This window comes from Candidatus Gastranaerophilales bacterium (assembly GCA_028696075.1).
Lineage (GTDB): Bacteria > Cyanobacteriota > Vampirovibrionia > Gastranaerophilales > JAILCC01 > JAQVHS01.
On the sequence record JAQVHS010000006.1, the window covers coordinates 12,333 to 27,175 of the forward strand.

Annotated in this window: 18 protein-coding genes and 1 tRNA gene; 14 read left to right on the forward strand and 5 right to left on the reverse strand. The window is 27.4% G+C overall.

Annotation, left to right across the window (positions count from 1 at the left end; all coding sequences use genetic code 11):
- Positions 1 to 354 precede the first annotated feature (354 nt).
- Both PHX18_05255 and PHX18_05260 read left to right on the forward strand, forming a co-directional pair.
- Positions 355 to 1,233, forward strand: a complete 879-nt coding sequence (locus PHX18_05255; protein ID MDD3594017.1) for a hypothetical protein — start codon at positions 355 to 357, stop codon at positions 1,231 to 1,233.
- Between the two features lie 84 nt (positions 1,234 to 1,317).
- The gene (locus PHX18_05260; protein MDD3594018.1) at positions 1,318 to 1,539 is read left to right on the forward strand and encodes a hypothetical protein; all 222 of its coding nucleotides are present in this window, start codon (positions 1,318 to 1,320) and stop codon (positions 1,537 to 1,539) included.
- Here the strand turns inward: PHX18_05260 and PHX18_05265 are convergent.
- Positions 1,534 to 2,697 (reverse strand): XRE family transcriptional regulator, encoded by a 1,164-nt coding sequence (locus PHX18_05265; protein MDD3594019.1) that lies wholly within the window; start codon positions 2,695 to 2,697, stop codon positions 1,534 to 1,536. The genes PHX18_05260 and PHX18_05265 overlap by 6 nt on opposite strands.
- 288 nt (positions 2,698 to 2,985) lie before the next feature.
- On the opposite strand from PHX18_05265, the gene PHX18_05270 reads away from it, so the two are divergent.
- The 7 genes from PHX18_05270 to PHX18_05300 all read left to right on the forward strand — a co-directional run bounded on the left by PHX18_05270 (position 2,986) and on the right by PHX18_05300 (position 7,784).
- The gene (locus PHX18_05270; protein ID MDD3594020.1) at positions 2,986 to 3,120 is read left to right on the forward strand and encodes a hypothetical protein; all 135 of its coding nucleotides are present in this window, start codon (positions 2,986 to 2,988) and stop codon (positions 3,118 to 3,120) included.
- Positions 3,121 to 3,261: 141 nt separating this feature from the next.
- Positions 3,262 to 4,479, forward strand: coding sequence for a hypothetical protein (locus PHX18_05275; GenBank protein ID MDD3594021.1), 1,218 nt, complete (start codon positions 3,262 to 3,264; stop codon positions 4,477 to 4,479).
- Positions 4,480 to 4,568: 89 nt separating this feature from the next.
- Positions 4,569 to 4,736: a hypothetical protein gene (locus tag PHX18_05280; GenBank protein ID MDD3594022.1), complete on the forward strand. Its 168-nt coding sequence runs from the start codon at positions 4,569 to 4,571 to the stop codon at positions 4,734 to 4,736.
- A gap of 145 nt (positions 4,737 to 4,881) precedes the next feature.
- The gene (locus tag PHX18_05285) at positions 4,882 to 5,637 is read left to right on the forward strand and encodes a hypothetical protein (GenBank protein MDD3594023.1); all 756 of its coding nucleotides are present in this window, start codon (positions 4,882 to 4,884) and stop codon (positions 5,635 to 5,637) included.
- Positions 5,637 to 5,900 carry a hypothetical protein gene (locus tag PHX18_05290; protein MDD3594024.1) on the forward strand — a complete coding sequence of 88 codons (264 nt, stop codon included), beginning with the start codon at positions 5,637 to 5,639 and terminating at the stop codon, positions 5,898 to 5,900. The genes PHX18_05285 and PHX18_05290 overlap by 1 nt, the downstream gene beginning before the upstream one ends.
- Positions 5,890 to 7,332 (forward strand): hypothetical protein, encoded by a 1,443-nt coding sequence (locus PHX18_05295; protein MDD3594025.1) that lies wholly within the window; start codon positions 5,890 to 5,892, stop codon positions 7,330 to 7,332. Before PHX18_05290 ends, PHX18_05295 begins: the two co-directional genes overlap by 11 nt.
- Before the next feature lie 191 nt (positions 7,333 to 7,523).
- On the forward strand, positions 7,524 to 7,784 hold the full coding sequence (locus PHX18_05300) for a hypothetical protein (GenBank protein ID MDD3594026.1): 261 nt from the start codon (positions 7,524 to 7,526) through the stop codon (positions 7,782 to 7,784).
- Between the two features lie 51 nt (positions 7,785 to 7,835).
- Here the strand turns inward: PHX18_05300 and PHX18_05305 are convergent, their stop codons facing one another.
- A complete protein-coding gene (locus tag PHX18_05305) occupies positions 7,836 to 8,558 on the reverse strand; it encodes a hypothetical protein (GenBank protein ID MDD3594027.1) in 723 nt (240 codons plus the stop codon).
- A gap of 173 nt (positions 8,559 to 8,731) precedes the next feature.
- Between PHX18_05305 and PHX18_05310 the strand changes: the two genes are divergently transcribed.
- Positions 8,732 to 9,088, forward strand: a complete 357-nt coding sequence (locus tag PHX18_05310; protein MDD3594028.1) for a helix-turn-helix transcriptional regulator — start codon at positions 8,732 to 8,734, stop codon at positions 9,086 to 9,088.
- 121 nt (positions 9,089 to 9,209) lie between these two features.
- Here the strand turns inward: PHX18_05310 and PHX18_05315 are convergent, their stop codons facing one another.
- Entirely contained in the window at positions 9,210 to 10,178 is a 969-nt protein-coding gene (locus tag PHX18_05315) for a nucleotidyl transferase AbiEii/AbiGii toxin family protein (GenBank protein ID MDD3594029.1), read from the reverse strand.
- Positions 10,147 to 10,860, reverse strand: a complete 714-nt coding sequence (locus tag PHX18_05320; protein ID MDD3594030.1) for a DUF6088 family protein — start codon at positions 10,858 to 10,860, stop codon at positions 10,147 to 10,149. Before PHX18_05320 ends, PHX18_05315 begins: the two co-directional genes overlap by 32 nt.
- 260 nt (positions 10,861 to 11,120) lie before the next feature.
- On the opposite strand from PHX18_05320, the gene PHX18_05325 reads away from it, so the two are divergent.
- From PHX18_05325 to PHX18_05340, 4 genes are all read left to right on the forward strand, one after another.
- A complete protein-coding gene (locus tag PHX18_05325) occupies positions 11,121 to 11,735 on the forward strand; it encodes a recombinase family protein (protein ID MDD3594031.1) in 615 nt (204 codons plus the stop codon).
- The gene (locus PHX18_05330; GenBank protein ID MDD3594032.1) at positions 11,736 to 12,524 is read left to right on the forward strand and encodes an N-6 DNA methylase; all 789 of its coding nucleotides are present in this window, start codon (positions 11,736 to 11,738) and stop codon (positions 12,522 to 12,524) included.
- A complete protein-coding gene (locus PHX18_05335; protein ID MDD3594033.1) occupies positions 12,524 to 13,114 on the forward strand; it encodes a helix-turn-helix domain-containing protein in 591 nt (196 codons plus the stop codon). Before PHX18_05330 ends, PHX18_05335 begins: the two co-directional genes overlap by 1 nt.
- A 77-nt stretch (positions 13,115 to 13,191) precedes the next feature.
- Positions 13,192 to 14,661, forward strand: coding sequence for a recombinase family protein (locus tag PHX18_05340; protein ID MDD3594034.1), 1,470 nt, complete (start codon positions 13,192 to 13,194; stop codon positions 14,659 to 14,661).
- On the opposite strand, the gene PHX18_05345 is transcribed toward PHX18_05340, so the two are convergent.
- Positions 14,653 to 14,724 (reverse strand) — tRNA-Gln (locus PHX18_05345). The two genes, PHX18_05340 and PHX18_05345, sit on opposite strands and share 9 nt — an antisense overlap.
- Positions 14,725 to 14,843 lie beyond the last annotated feature (119 nt).

Here is a 14,843-nt window from a genome sequence, read left to right on the forward strand (position 1 = left end):
ATTTACTACAATTTAGCCAAGCCATCATACTAGGATTTTGCTGATTTATAACATTTATATAATTAGCAATTATCTTTGCATTTTTTAAAAAAATATATATAAGTATAGAGGGGTATTTAAATTAAAATTTTAATAATTGCTAATATTGAAAATCAAGAAGAAGATAAGAATAAAACCCAAAGAATAAAAATCTAAAAAATTAAAATATTTAATCAAAAACAAAATAATATTAATAATGCAAATAATTAATATTATTTTTTAAGTATAATTAGCATAGATTTATGTTAATTTGCTACTTAATATTATGCATTTTAATTTAATTCTGAGCTAAGTATAGCTTAATTAGGATTAACAATGTATAAAAGATTTCCAACATATATAAAAAAAGAAATAAATACAAATTTTTATTTCGGAGATACGCGACAAGTAGAAAAAGAAATTATTACGACTTCATTGTGGCATCCATATATTAATAAAATATTTACGCTAAGAATTCATTTTGCTAAAATCAAGTACAACGTTTCCTTACCAAAAGAAATTTCCAAAGGCATTATTATGCCTTGGTGGTCTTCAAATTATAGTGAAATAGATAATCTTTTCATTCAAAAAGAAGTAATCGAAAGTAACGCTGACATAAAACAAGAACTAGAGTTATACTCTCGAAAAAACAGTACTTCTTATATGTTTATTGAAGTTTTTCACAAAAAAGAAGCCGTTCCTCCTTATTTTGCATTTAGATTTTTTACAGAATTATTATCATTTGAATTGTTTTCTATTAATAAGCAAAATTACAAAGCCTTTAAAGATATTTTGAATACTAAATTTATTGATTTAATGGCAGAAAATGTTTTACCTTCATCTTTTATAAATGACTTTAAACATATTGCTCAATCATTTGGAAAAATAATTGAAGATTATGATGTTATAATAGATATGCGAACAGATTATTTTATTAACAATTTAAAAAAAGATTTAAATTCTTTTAACAAAAAAATATTGAATGAGACTGAAAATGAAACATTAAGCCGTCTTTTTATAGTTCCTTATGCTTTTTTTCTAATTACATCAGAGCAAAATAAAATATTTAAAGTCTGCGAAAATTGTGGAGATATAATAAATTACAAGAACAACAAAAAATATTGCTCTTTAGTGCTTGAAGGCAAGGATTGTGCTAAAAAAGCAAGTAATAAAAGGTTTTATGCCAAGAAAACTAAGAAAAATAAACCCTACTGAAAAATTTATACTTTTTGAAAATACAGTAGTTCTGTTTTGCCTGAAAATAAATAATAATTAAAAAAGGCAAAAAACAGGTGAAAAATGCAAAAAGAAAAAATCATACCGTTTGGCAATAAACGCTCTTTAGTTATAGAAATTCCAACTAAAGTAAGTCGTAAAAGATATGTATATAAATTAAAAAAAGATAAGACGAAAATTTTTTTGTACATAAAATGTATTGTAGAATTAATGCGATGTCTTCAAATTATATTCATTATTTGGCAATCCCTTATAAAAATATTACTTAAAGATGAAATATCATAATTGAGCCAAGTCATCATCCCAAGATTTTGCTAATTCATTCATTTTTGCAGTATCAATATTTAAAACTTCAGCACCCTTTTTCGTACTAATAATTTTTTTCTTTATTGCTTCTTTTACAAGTTTTGCTAATTTGCCGCCAAAGTAAAAATTATCGGATAACGCTCCTAGCTCTATAGAATTTTCGTCAAGACTATTTAGTGAATTTAATGGGTTAAGTTCTTCTTTATAGGATAGCTTTGAATTAGGATATTTCTTCTTATACTCAAAATTAAATTTTTGCCAAATATTTATATTTATATTTTTACTTTCTAAAATTTCAGAAAGTCGATATAAAACAGCTTTATGGCTGACCTTGAATATTTGTTTAACCTTAATAACTCTGTCTATAAAATCAAAACTTACGCCCTTGTTCCATTCGTCAATAAAATCTTTTTCAGGCATTAGAAAATATGAAGCAAAAGTATTTGCTTCTTTTTCTTCAATTGTATCCTCTTCTAGATTAGGTTTGTCAAAAGATGTCAGATGCATTAGAATATGACCAAATTCATGTGCGACACTAAATATTCTTCTTTCAATAGGTATTCTATCCCAAGTGTTTACAACTATGACTTTTGAACCATCATCTTCTAATATTGACAATCCAAAGAATGCATCAGATTTAAACTCTCTTGCATAAATTTTTATACCTGCTCTAGATTCCAATAAGCCACAAATGTCTCTAACGGGTTCATTACCAATCTCTAAACGTGCCCTAGCTTTTTGTGCTAATTGTTCTATATTTTTAACCTCACTATCACATTGTAGTTTAGATAATTTATACTCGGTTTTATCCCCTGTTTTTTGTTCAAGATAGTTATATTCATCAAGCCAGTCAGACACCAAGTATAAAATTTGCTCTCTTTTTTTAATGTTTTTTTTCTGTAACGCTCTAAATCTAACGTGCTTCAATTTTTTGGCTGGTTTAAGTAATTCATTAATAGTAATTGAAAAACAATCCGCAAGACTTTTAATAGTTGAAGTTGTAGGATTTGATTTTCCACTTTCAATATTGCGATAAGTCATTATAGATATTTTGGCTTTAACCGCAATTTCTTCTTGTGTTTTTTCATGCACAGTACGTAACCTTAAAAGGTTATATGCTAAATCTTCATTATTCATAACTCTTCCTCAATGTTTTAATGTATTATAGCAATTAAAAAAATATCTGTCAAAACACCAAAAATAATATATATTGTAAAGAAATATTAAAATTTAGATATTATTCTATACATTTTTTCAAATAATGATAAAATAGCTATAGCAAGACGTTGAAAAAGCATGACCCGGAGGCACTTTGAAAGAAATATTTTTCAAATTAAATATTAATTCCCTGACTAATTCGGTCGAGATAGTTTTAAAGTTATATATGACTTTAATGGGATACAAAAAAGAGAGGAGAATTTGGCTATGAAAAGATTTGTCGTAAATGAAAACGGTATTTTGTATTTAGTTACAAATTACCGTAAGGTAAACGGAATAATTCAAATATCTAAAGGTAAATTTTGGAAATTTCCGTTAAAATCTAAAAAAAGAGTAGCGTAGAGCTACCCTATAAATTCAAATATCTTTGGACAGAGTTAATTATTCTGTCCTTTTCTTATACTATTAAAACATAATTTTAATTTTTTACAAACTATTTGTTTTCAGTTTTATTAATTTTGATATAATAAAATCGGAGGTATCATGGAATTAGCTCAAAAAGAAACATTACTGTTCATAATTTGGCTACTTTATGCAAAAACGGGAAATAATATTGCTTTATATAGAATAGATTTTTTAAAGGATTTATTACCAGAAGATAAGAGAAATAATATTCCTGTTATTAAGAATTTTCAAAATCAAGAGAATAATAATACGCAGGCTATTAAAAAGTATCAAGAATTTGTAAAAGATATTTTTTGTATTTTAAATGATTTGAAATTCACTTTTGGTTGTAAATTGAAATTTAAAACACATTCTAAGTTTTTTGATGAACTAAATCAAGGTCTAAGTTGTGATGATTTTTGTATTGAAGGTTATAATACTTTTCTAGAGGAATTAAATCTATCAAATAATATTGAATCTTACTTTGAGCATATAAATAATTCTCAAACTTATAAAGAATATAAAACAAAACCCAATGAGAATAACCCAATAGAAGAATTTTCGCAAGGTTCAATTGATAAATATCTTTTACATTGGTGTTCTTGTGAAATTTCTTTCGATAAGGAAGAATTAAAAAACGAATTAGTTGTATATACAGAGCGGTTCAGTAAAGCAAATATTGACGGTGATTATAATAATCTTAAAGTTCATAAAAAAAATTTTGAAAAATTTTTAAAAAATACTACAAATAAAAAAGCTGAAACAAATTATATTATATTTAAGTTTAATGACCTTTGGAACTACGGCCAACATTTTAGAATGATAGAATATTTCATAGACTTAGTCTTGACAGGTGAGCTTGAAATTTTAGACGTGAAAAATAAAAATGTTTTTTCAGAAAAATCATATGAAATTGTAGCTATAAAAAGAATACAAGCTGAGCTAAAAGAATCTGCAGAAAATGCAAAAAAAATACTGGTTTATATTAATGCAAAAAATAACATACACAGTATAATATTCAATAATATCGAACTTTGTACGTCTGCTTACCTGGGCACCAAAAAATCTGTAAAGCTGGGGCTATTTAACATGCTTATTCAAAACCCAAAGGGGGTAAGTATAAAAGAGCTTAAAAAACAAAATAATATAAATGATATTTCTAGTCCTATAAGCAAAATTAATGGCTGTATTAGAAATATAGCACCTGATAATCATCCATTGAAAAATCAACAAGCCAAACTAATTATATTAGAAGATGACGAAACTTACAGGATTAATACCGCTTATCATAATATCATTGAAACGCACAACATATAATTATTAGTAGTAAGTATTCTTAGCAAGTTGCTGGCAATTAGCCAGCAACTTTTTATTACAAGCAAAAAAAATCTTGTCATTATAAGCAAATGATGAACAAGAGAAAAGAAAAAATTAAAGATACAAAAGAATTTTGGCAAATTTACTACAAAGAGGATTTGTCAAATGAAGATGCCGTTGAAATTTCAGATAATATGATGGCATTAATAAGTTTCCTTGATGAAATTGTTCAAAACCGCACTTTGACAATTAAATAAAGTTCAAAAAACACAAGAACCAAGACTTGCTTAATAAAAGCATAGCCAAAAACCTTTTGTAGTAGGCTATATATCTATTATTAATAAGTCAATAAATAAGTAATACCGTATGTAAGTACAAGTTAGAAATAGAATTGAGGTAAATATGGAAATATTAAATTTTGATCGTATAAAGGGGGCTTTTCCGAAAGATAGCTTGCTAAAAGTGCCTAACTTTATACAAAACGCAATTAATTATGGAGATGAAGTAATAAAATATCCTGAAAAAGTTCTTCAGAATTTTTTGGGAATAAAAGAGCTAAAAATAAGACGTAACGATGTTTTGTTTGATATAACAGGCAAAATAAATGCAAAGAAAAATGATTTGGGCTATATTAACACCAAAAACATTGAAGAAACCTTCGTAAAATTTAATACTTACGGATTAATGGATATAGATATTTCGAAGGCATTAAAACAGTCTGAAATTTTTATTGTTGATATTACTAAAGACCTACATCTTTTGGATATAACACCTGAAGAGATGATTAAATCAATCAAACTATCAGTTTTGACAAGTACAGATAAGTTAAAAGTCTTGTCGTATGAGCATCAAGGCTTAATGATATTACCAAGAGGCAAAACAATTAAAGGGTCTATCTGTTTTTATAACAAAGGCATTGAACTTTGTAGTTCTAAGTCTTCTTCAAGGTATACATCTATTATTGGTGAGGATTTTGTACAAAATGCTAACAATATTTTACGTTGCGAGAGACATATTTATGATAAAGCCACCATGCGTAAGGCTTTCAATCTACCTAAGAGTGATTCTAAAATTTATTTGCAAAAAATAATTAACAGTCAATCTAACCCTATTTATGAAACAATACAAAATTTTACTCAAGGAAAGGAGCTTTTTTAATGAAAATCAATACAATATCAAAACTAATAAAAGCAGAAGGTATTTTAAGAATATGCGAAAACCATAATTATGATTTAGATTTAGTCAAAGACTTTATCAGAGTCCAATGTTCATTTGACAACTCTAAAGACATAACAAAAATAATGCGTGAAATAAAAGCTATTATTAAAGAGGATTTAATAAATAATCTCGAATATCCACGTTATAAAGCAGTTTACAATAAATTTATAGAAAAAATAAAAGGAGAAACTAATGTTAACTAAATTTAAACAAAATCTAAGCTTAGATGAGGTTTTAAATAATGCCCCCATCATAATAAAAAATACAATGAATTTTTTAGAAAAGGTACAACCTAACTTAAAAAATACAATCAAACTATCTTTAACTCTTATTAAATTTATGCAAATGGTTAATTTTAAAAGGGTTTCATTTAAAGAACTAAATAACCATCGTATCTGTAATCTTTATCTTTTAGTTTTTGCTCCTAGCGGTAGTGGTAAGGATAAGGCGTTAAAAAATTTAAACACACATATTTTCAGAAAAGTACTTGATGAAATAAAAAATACTTATGACGAAAAATACGAGACGGAAAAAAAAGAAATAGCTAAAAAATATATTAATAAAGAAGCCAAAGCTGAACTTAAAAAATTACGTAAACTTACCCTTGAAACTAATAGTGCGACTCCCGAAGGAATTTGTCAAGATGCAGGTTCTCTTTTAAAGGTTGATTTTGGCTCGATTTTTATAAAGATATCAGAGTTAAGCTCAATGGAGCATCATGAATGCAAGAAATTCTTGAAGATGATCATTAGTTGTTATGATGGTGATTTTGATTCAAAATCTATTAAAAGCGAACAAAGATTAGATAATATTAGTTTTTTACCTATCAGCTTTGTAGGATTGTCGGATCCAAGCGAATTTTTTACAAGCCTAAAAAATGAAATCGAAAAGATGTTTAAAACAGGTTTGGCTAGACGTGCAATTACTGTTTTTCAACCTTATTATAAAAGTTCTCCTATCCCCGATAATTATAGAAAGCAAATAGAACTAGCCCAGTGGTTTGCAGGTGAAACATCTGATGAAGTTAAAAATATTTTTAATCAAATTCAAATAGGCTCTACGTACACTATTGAAAATGAAGCTATTGATACTGTTTTGCTTAACTATAAAAGATATGTGCAAGAAGAAGGCAATCGTGAAGATGATGATATTTTAAAAAAAGAATTTCAAAATAGAGAGCTTAAGGTGCTTAACATTGCTTGCTTATACGCTTCTTTAAATCATCCACAAGACTTGAGAATATCTGTAGATGACGTAAATCAAGCAATTACTACTATTCAGTTTATTTCTGATGATATGAGATTGTTCATAGAGCATAAGCCTGACAAATTCGATGAATATGATAAATTTTTTAATTTTCTTGTTAAAAATACAGGGAAGAGATTCTCTAAAACTATATTGATTAATAATCACCATAATGAAATAGGTATGAAAAGAAACTACTTACGAAAAAATTTTTCAGACATAATAATTATTTTAAAAGAGATAGCAGAACTGAAAGGTTATATGCTTAAAGAGGAGTATAACCAAAAACATAATGGTCATTTCATTATTTTAGTGGAAGAAACTATCACCGAAGATAAAAAAGATTTTAAACTTTTAAATGGTAATGTCATTGAAAATGCTTTAGAATAAAGAACTTTTATAACTTTTAGAACTTTTAACCTTATTTTTTCAAATAAGGTTTTTTGTTTGGGATAATTTGTATATAAAGCATTTTACACTGCTGTTAAATAGCTAACAAACAGCCTTTACGAAGCTCTATGCATTCGTTTAACGACTATAGAAAATTTAATCAAAACCTTATATTAAAATAAAGGAGCAAAATGGATAGAAGTGATCAAATTCAAAATCAAATTAACGATGAAATAGCAAGGTATAAAAGTAAAATAGCAATGCTTAGAAGACAGCTATCTCAAGCTAAAGACGCTGAGAAAAAAGAGCATGAAAATAAACGTAATAGGGAAAAACTAGAGCGTGAAAGAGAAGAAAATAGATTTCAAAATCAACTGACCTATAAGCTAAAAACCAATGAAACCATGAGCAATAAAGATCTTATAGAACGACTAATACAGTTAACAAAATAGGGTTGGAATTTAAACTCCAACCCTATTTCATTTCTTCCCAAGATTATAATTTTAATCCCAAAATCTGGGTTTCTTTGCATCTTGTTTAGCAATTGACTTTCCTTCGCTAACTAAGAAGTTCCTATAGTATTGATTATTAAGAGCATAACTGCTGGAAAGATACTGAGGATAATTTCTTTTTATATAAAGATATACGGAAATCATTTTCTTTGATGTTTGAGTTGTTCTTAGGTACCAATCAGTACGTTTTTGTCCATTTGACTTGTTAATTATTGTAATCAAGGCAACAGGGTTGTAACCTGCCTTAACCATATAATCAACGGCTTTTTTATCCATATTACGGTCTGTTCTTTTAGCGTTAAAAAAGAAAAAGTCGTTTAAAAAGTATCTGAAATACCCCGAAATTAAACCCTGATAAGAATCTACTCCATGTGCTATTTCATGTGCTAAAATTGCGGCTAGTTCGTCTTCATTATCGATATATGGCACTTGATCTAAACAAACACTTACTTCCCGATAATGATACAACTTGTTGTCAACCGACATCGAATGCTGTTTGTAATTAATTGGAATAGGAACAATCCCCCTATTACTCCAATGAGAATCAAAATTCATTCTCTCTGAAATATTGTTTGCATTTAAAATTTTAAATCCAACCCTTGTTGCATCCTCCGTAATCCTGTTGTACTTTGTCAAATCAATTTCCTGAGCAAATACCTGATTGCTTAAGATAAGTACTGACAATAACAGCAATAAACCCATAATCTTTTTCATAAACTTTCTCCTTTCGAAACACTTTCGATATATCCATACATGTATTACATTTCTATAAAATGTAAAAATAATAATGAGTATAACATAAAGCGATTTTAAAAATCAACATATGTTTCGTGTTTTTTAAAAACAAGAAACATGGTGGGTTATAAATGCGTCATATATAAGGTATTTTGATTAAAAAGGTAAAATATATGATATACGACGACAAAAAATTCATAGGAACAGTTATCAGAAATGCAAGGAAAAAAGCAAATTTAAGGCAAACCGAACTTGCGGAAAAAGTTGGTATGTCTGATAAAAACCTTGGTAACATTGAAAATGGTAAACAATTTCCTCAAGTAAATAATTTTTTAAGGTTATTAGAGGTTTTAAATTTATCAGTGGAAGACTTTGGTGTAAAAATATCTACCATAGAAGACCAACCAAAAGAGCAACTAATAAAGGAAGCCTTATTATCAAATCCCGAAGACATTCAAATTTACTCAGAAATAATATCTTTTACCAAAAAACTTATGTTTAAAAAATAAGCAGTTTACCGACAAAATTTTATAAATTTAAAATGTTCCTTTTTATTATATAGTTTTATAAAAAGAAAAGGCTTGGTAAAACTATAGGTATTTATATAATAAAATTGTAAAACATAGGTTTTTATTTTAATTTTACAATTTCTACCTTCATTTTTTCAATAATTTCATCAAATGCTAGTGGATTTTTATAAAGTTCTTTATCATTTGTATAACCTTTTTTGAGAGATTTAAAAAAGGTATCATCGGGATTTATTGCAATATGGTTTAATAATTCACTTAAATATATTGGCTTTAAACTAAAATATTTTTGTCCTATTTGATTTATATCATTAACTATTAAATTTAATTTCTCTTTATTTTCAAGCAATAACTGTATTTCAGAACTTTTTAAAAGCTCATAAATATCATAATAATGACGAGTTTTATTTACTAAAGTTTTTCCATTATCTTTATCATAAATTTCTTTGAGTGCAAAAAGTTTTTCAACAAAAATTCTTTCTAAGGATAAAACATTTATTAAAAAAGGTTTTGTATCATAATCATTGAGCTTTAAATGTACAAGTTTTTCAACATAAGAAGTTATAAATTTCTTTTCAATTTCCGGATAAATTCCACCACGATAACCAGGTTCTAGTAAAATTTCTTTACCTATCGCATTAGAAAAAGATGCAATAGTTGTTGGAAATTCGTAGTGAAAAGCACCATGTAACGTAGAGCGATCGTTTTTAATTGGTTTATAGGATAAAAATTCTAATGTTGAAGCAAATTTTCGAAGTGCTTTTAGTCTTTTTTCTTTTTGAGTTTTAGACTTTGTTTGTTCTGTTTCAATTATTAATAAGTCTATATCTTCTGAAAAACGCTCTATTAAATCATAGGCTTTTGCAAGACAAGTGCCACCTTTGAAAACTATTTCATCTGCAAAAATTGATTTTGCAAGGTTTTTTAGCAAATAAGTAACCCAATAATCTTTTTCAATAACAAATTCGCCTAAACCTACTTGTTTAGAGGCTTCTTGTATAAAATATTTAAAATCTTCATGCTGATGTAATTGCTTCATTTTATCTTTCAGGTTTAATTTGCCATTCTTCATAAAATTTTAACGAGTTTCCTGTATTCAAATATATCATAGAAGTTGGATTTATAGATTTTTTAAGTTTTAGCAAAAGTTTTTTATCAACGTCAAATTCTTGAGCAATTGCACCGATAAGAGACTTTACTCTAGGTGGTTCAAAAATGGCTGATTTTAAAAGTGAAGTCAAATTAGCTTTGTTTTCTTTTATCAATTTTTTAATTTGTAATATGCTTTTTTCAACTGTAGTATCTGGAATTTTTTTTATATCAATTATTGCATCTAAAATTATTCGCTCTATTGCCCCACCATCAATAGGCTTTTTTCTGTTTAAATACTTTATATTTTCATAACTTCTTGCTATTGCATCGCAAGAGATCGTAATATTATTTGCTACTTGTGTTGTGAAGCCTAATTGATTATATGCATTCATGCCTGAAATACAATAAAAAGAACTTTTATCTTTGATTTTAGCTATAGCAAAATTAATTTTATCAAAAGAAGTTTCACCTAAAATGGTTTGCTTTGCGCAATAATAATAACCTCGTTTAATACGTTTTATAACATTTGTTTTATGCAATGTGCTAAAAGCTTTTAGCACATTTAGCTTTGGCATGTTTTTAAAATCAACAATAGTCCAAATTTTGTCATAATTTTCTTCGGATAATATTTTTTTTTCTATTCTTACTTTTACTGATTTCATCTTTTATTCTCCTACTTTTAGTATAATCTATTTTTATATTTTTTCAAGTATTTACAAGTAAATTATTGAAATATTTTTAGCAAACGTCTTGATTTTTGAGAAAAGTGTACATAAAATTAAAGTACAAATACACCTTTTCTCTTTATACATAAGGGTTGTGGGCATATAAAAAGGTTAATCATTAGATTGATTAGCCATTTTGACACATGGGAAATCAATAATTTAGAAAGAATAATGAAATAAAATGAAAGGAGTTTGCTATGATTTATGGTTATTTAAGAGTTAGCACCTATTTGCAAGATACTCAAAAAAATAAAATGGGGGTTTTGAATTTTGCAAATGAAAAAAAATTAGGAAATGTTGAATTCATTGAGGAAACAATTACGGGTAAGATTCATTTTAGCAAAAGAAAATTGGGAGAATTGCTACAAAAAATTAAGCCGAATGATGTTTTGATAGTGCCTGAATTATCAAGATTAGCAAGGTCAGTAAGCCAAATATTAGAAGTTATAAACTTAGCTAAAGAGAAAAAATTTACCATATACTCTTTAAAAGAAGGGTTTTCAACATCTAATGAAAACCTTACTTCTACAATAACATCGACCATATTTGCTTTGGTTGCACAGATTGAAAGAGATTTGATTAGTCTGAGAACGAAAGAAGCGTTGATATCAAGAAAGATGAAAGGCTTGCCATTAGGCAGACCTAAAGGTAAAAAAGGCAAGTCAAAGTTGGATCCGTATAAAGATAGAATTTTAGAGCTGAATAGATTAAATGTTCCTAAAAGCAAAATAGCAAGAGAGTTTAATACAACGGTAGCTAACTTATACAATTATCTAAAAACGATTAATTACAAAGCTCTAAAGGCAGTCTAAATGGATTATCTTAGAGAATTTAATAAGCTTTTGCAAGAAGTTGATTATTCAAAAAGTATTTCGCAGAAGTTTAATGATTTTTTAACAATGACCGCATATTCTATAGCCCAACCATTCTATAGAAGCGATGAGTTTGAAGATAAGTATCTTGATGTAGCAAAAAACTATAAAAAGGAGCAACACAACAATTTTAGTGAAATGTTTACAATAGTTATAGACGCACTGGAGGTGCCTCAGGATTTTTTAGGACAAATCTTTTCTACTAATGCTATGGGTGCAAGCTATACGGGGCAATTTTTTACACCTTATCATGTTTCTAAACTAATGGCAGAGATTCTTAACGTTGATGTAAAAGAAAAGCTCAAGCATAAAAACTTTATTACACTTTCAGAACCTTGTGTTGGCTCAGGGGGTATGGTAATTGCTTTTGCACAAACAATGCAAGAGCAAGGCTTAAACTATCAAGATAAACTATATGTCGAAGCAGTAGATATTGATGATATTTGCTATAAAATGGCATATATCCAACTTTCATTATTAGGTATCCCCGCAAAAGTAATCAAAGGAGATAGCTTGAACTTGAAGTTTCAAGAAGTACTTTATACCCCAATGTTTTTCATTAATAGTTTTGATTACAAGTTAAAACTAATGCAAGATGAATTAGTAGCAGGTCAAAAAATAAATAAAGAAGCTGAATTCGCAGATAAAATTATAGAAATAACTGAGGTAAAAAAAGAAAGTTTTATTGAAGAAATAAGATTGAAGGATATTCAATTGAGGTTATTTTGATGAGAAAACTTAATATAAATAAAAGTAGTTTTGAATTGAATAAACTAATAACTACAAGTTTTTTGTATTCTAAAATAGAGCTTTCACTATCCGCCAGATTAGTTTTAAGGTGCATAGTGGACTATTGGAATGCAGCATTAGGTTATGCATACCCGACACAAAAAACAATAGCAAAATGCACTGGACTTAGTGAAGTAAGCGTAGGGCACGCGATAAAAGAATTGGTGCTAAAACAGTTGATAGCAATAGAAAAGCAAAGAAAAAGAAATTACTACCACTTTACCATAAGCTTCTTTGTGTATCTTGAATTAGTACCCAAAGTAACTTATGGTCATACCTTAAAGAGATTTGGTAATATTCCCCAAGTAGCTTTAGACAATAATATATTAATAAATAAAGAAAATGCTTCTTTTTTAAATTTCCAATATAGCTTCAACGAAGAAGAACATTTTGATGAGGAAACGAAAAAACAAAATGAAATAGAAAGGCTTAAAATTATTTTAGATACATTAGAAAATAAACCATCACTTTCTAAATTAGCTAAAAAACTTCAAATACAGTTGAAAGATTTACAAAAAAACGAAAATTAAAAAAGTTATACCTTTTTAAAAGAAAATCTTTAATAAAACTATAAGATATAAAACTTGTTTAATGGTAGAATAAATCTATGAAAAAAAATTTACAAGAAAAAGCTGTTATATATACGAGAGTATCTAGCAGAGAACAGGAACAAGAAGGATATTCAATACCTGCTCAGCTTAAATTGCTTAATGATTATGCACAAAAAAATAATATTGATGTTATTGAAGAATTTATTGATAATGAAACTGCTAAAAAGGCTGGGCGGACCAATTTTGTTAGAATGATTGATTTTTTTAAAAAGAATCAAAACGTTAAAACAATTTTGGTTGAAAAAACAGATAGACTATATCGTAATTTCAAAGACTATGTTTTATTAGAAAATTACAAACTTGATATTCATCTTGTTAAAGAAGGAACTATTTTAAGTGAGAATTCCCGTTCAAATGACAAATTTATTCACGGGATTAAAGTTTTAATGGCTAAAAACTATATTGATAATTTATCAGAAGAAGTTAAAAAAGGACAACGACAAAAAGCCGAACAAGGTGAATATCCGGGAAAACCTCCTTATGGCTATTACAGATTGAATCATAAAATAATACATGTACAAGATGATGAAGCAAAATTCGTTAAAAGAGCATTTGAACTTTATTCAGAAAAAGAATTATCATTAACAAGATTAATCGAAGAATTATACAAAGAAGGTTTTATTTACAAACATAATAAAGTCAAAATAGGCAAAAGTAATCTGGATATCATGTTAAAAAATGTGTTTTATATAGGACAGTTTAAATTTAAAGATAAAATTTATGATGGAGTACATGAACCAATTATTAACCGAGCCCTTTTCTATAAAACGCAAGAATCATTTAAAAAAGATAATAAACCTGAAAAATCAAATAAAAGAAACTTTGCTTTTGTAGGTATGTTTAAATGTTCAAAATGTGGTTCTGCAATTACAGCTGAAATTAAAAAAGAAAAATATATCTATTATCATTGCACGGGTTGGCATAAAAAATGTTCTATTAAAAATAAAATGATAAAAGAAGAAATAATATCTTTACAACTAGAAAAAGCCATGAAATATATTACGATAAAAAAAGAACATTCGAATTGGCTTAAAAGAGAAATAAAAGATTTTTTTAGTAAAGAACAAGAATACCACCGTGATGAATTACTAAGGTTAAGTAAAAAAATAGATTTGCTTAAAAATCGTATTGATAAAATGTATATTGACTATTTAGATGGGATTATTTCAAAAGAAATATATTTATCAAAATCAAAGGAATGGAATGAAGAAATAGAAAATAATAGACTTATTATCCAAGCTCATGATAAAGCAAATAATAATTTCTTACAAAGAGGAATAGAAATTATAGAACTGGCTGAAAACCTTTATACAAAATATAAATTACTAAATAACTTTGAAAAGGCTAAATTGGCAAGAATTGTATTGTCGAACTTTTATTCGGATGGTGAAAACATAAGCTATACATACAAAAAGCCCTTCGACATATTAGCCGAAGGACTATCTTTTAATAAAACTCTGGGGTGAAAGGATTCGAACCTCTGAATGCCTGGACCAAAACCAGGTGCCTTACCACTTGGCGACACCCCAATGGATTAAATTTTTAATCATTATATAATTTTTCAAAAGCGTCTGAGCAAAACTCATATTTCGTTAAGTCAGCCGGGGTTTTGTGTTTGTCAAACTAAAGCTCGTAAACTCACTTTGTT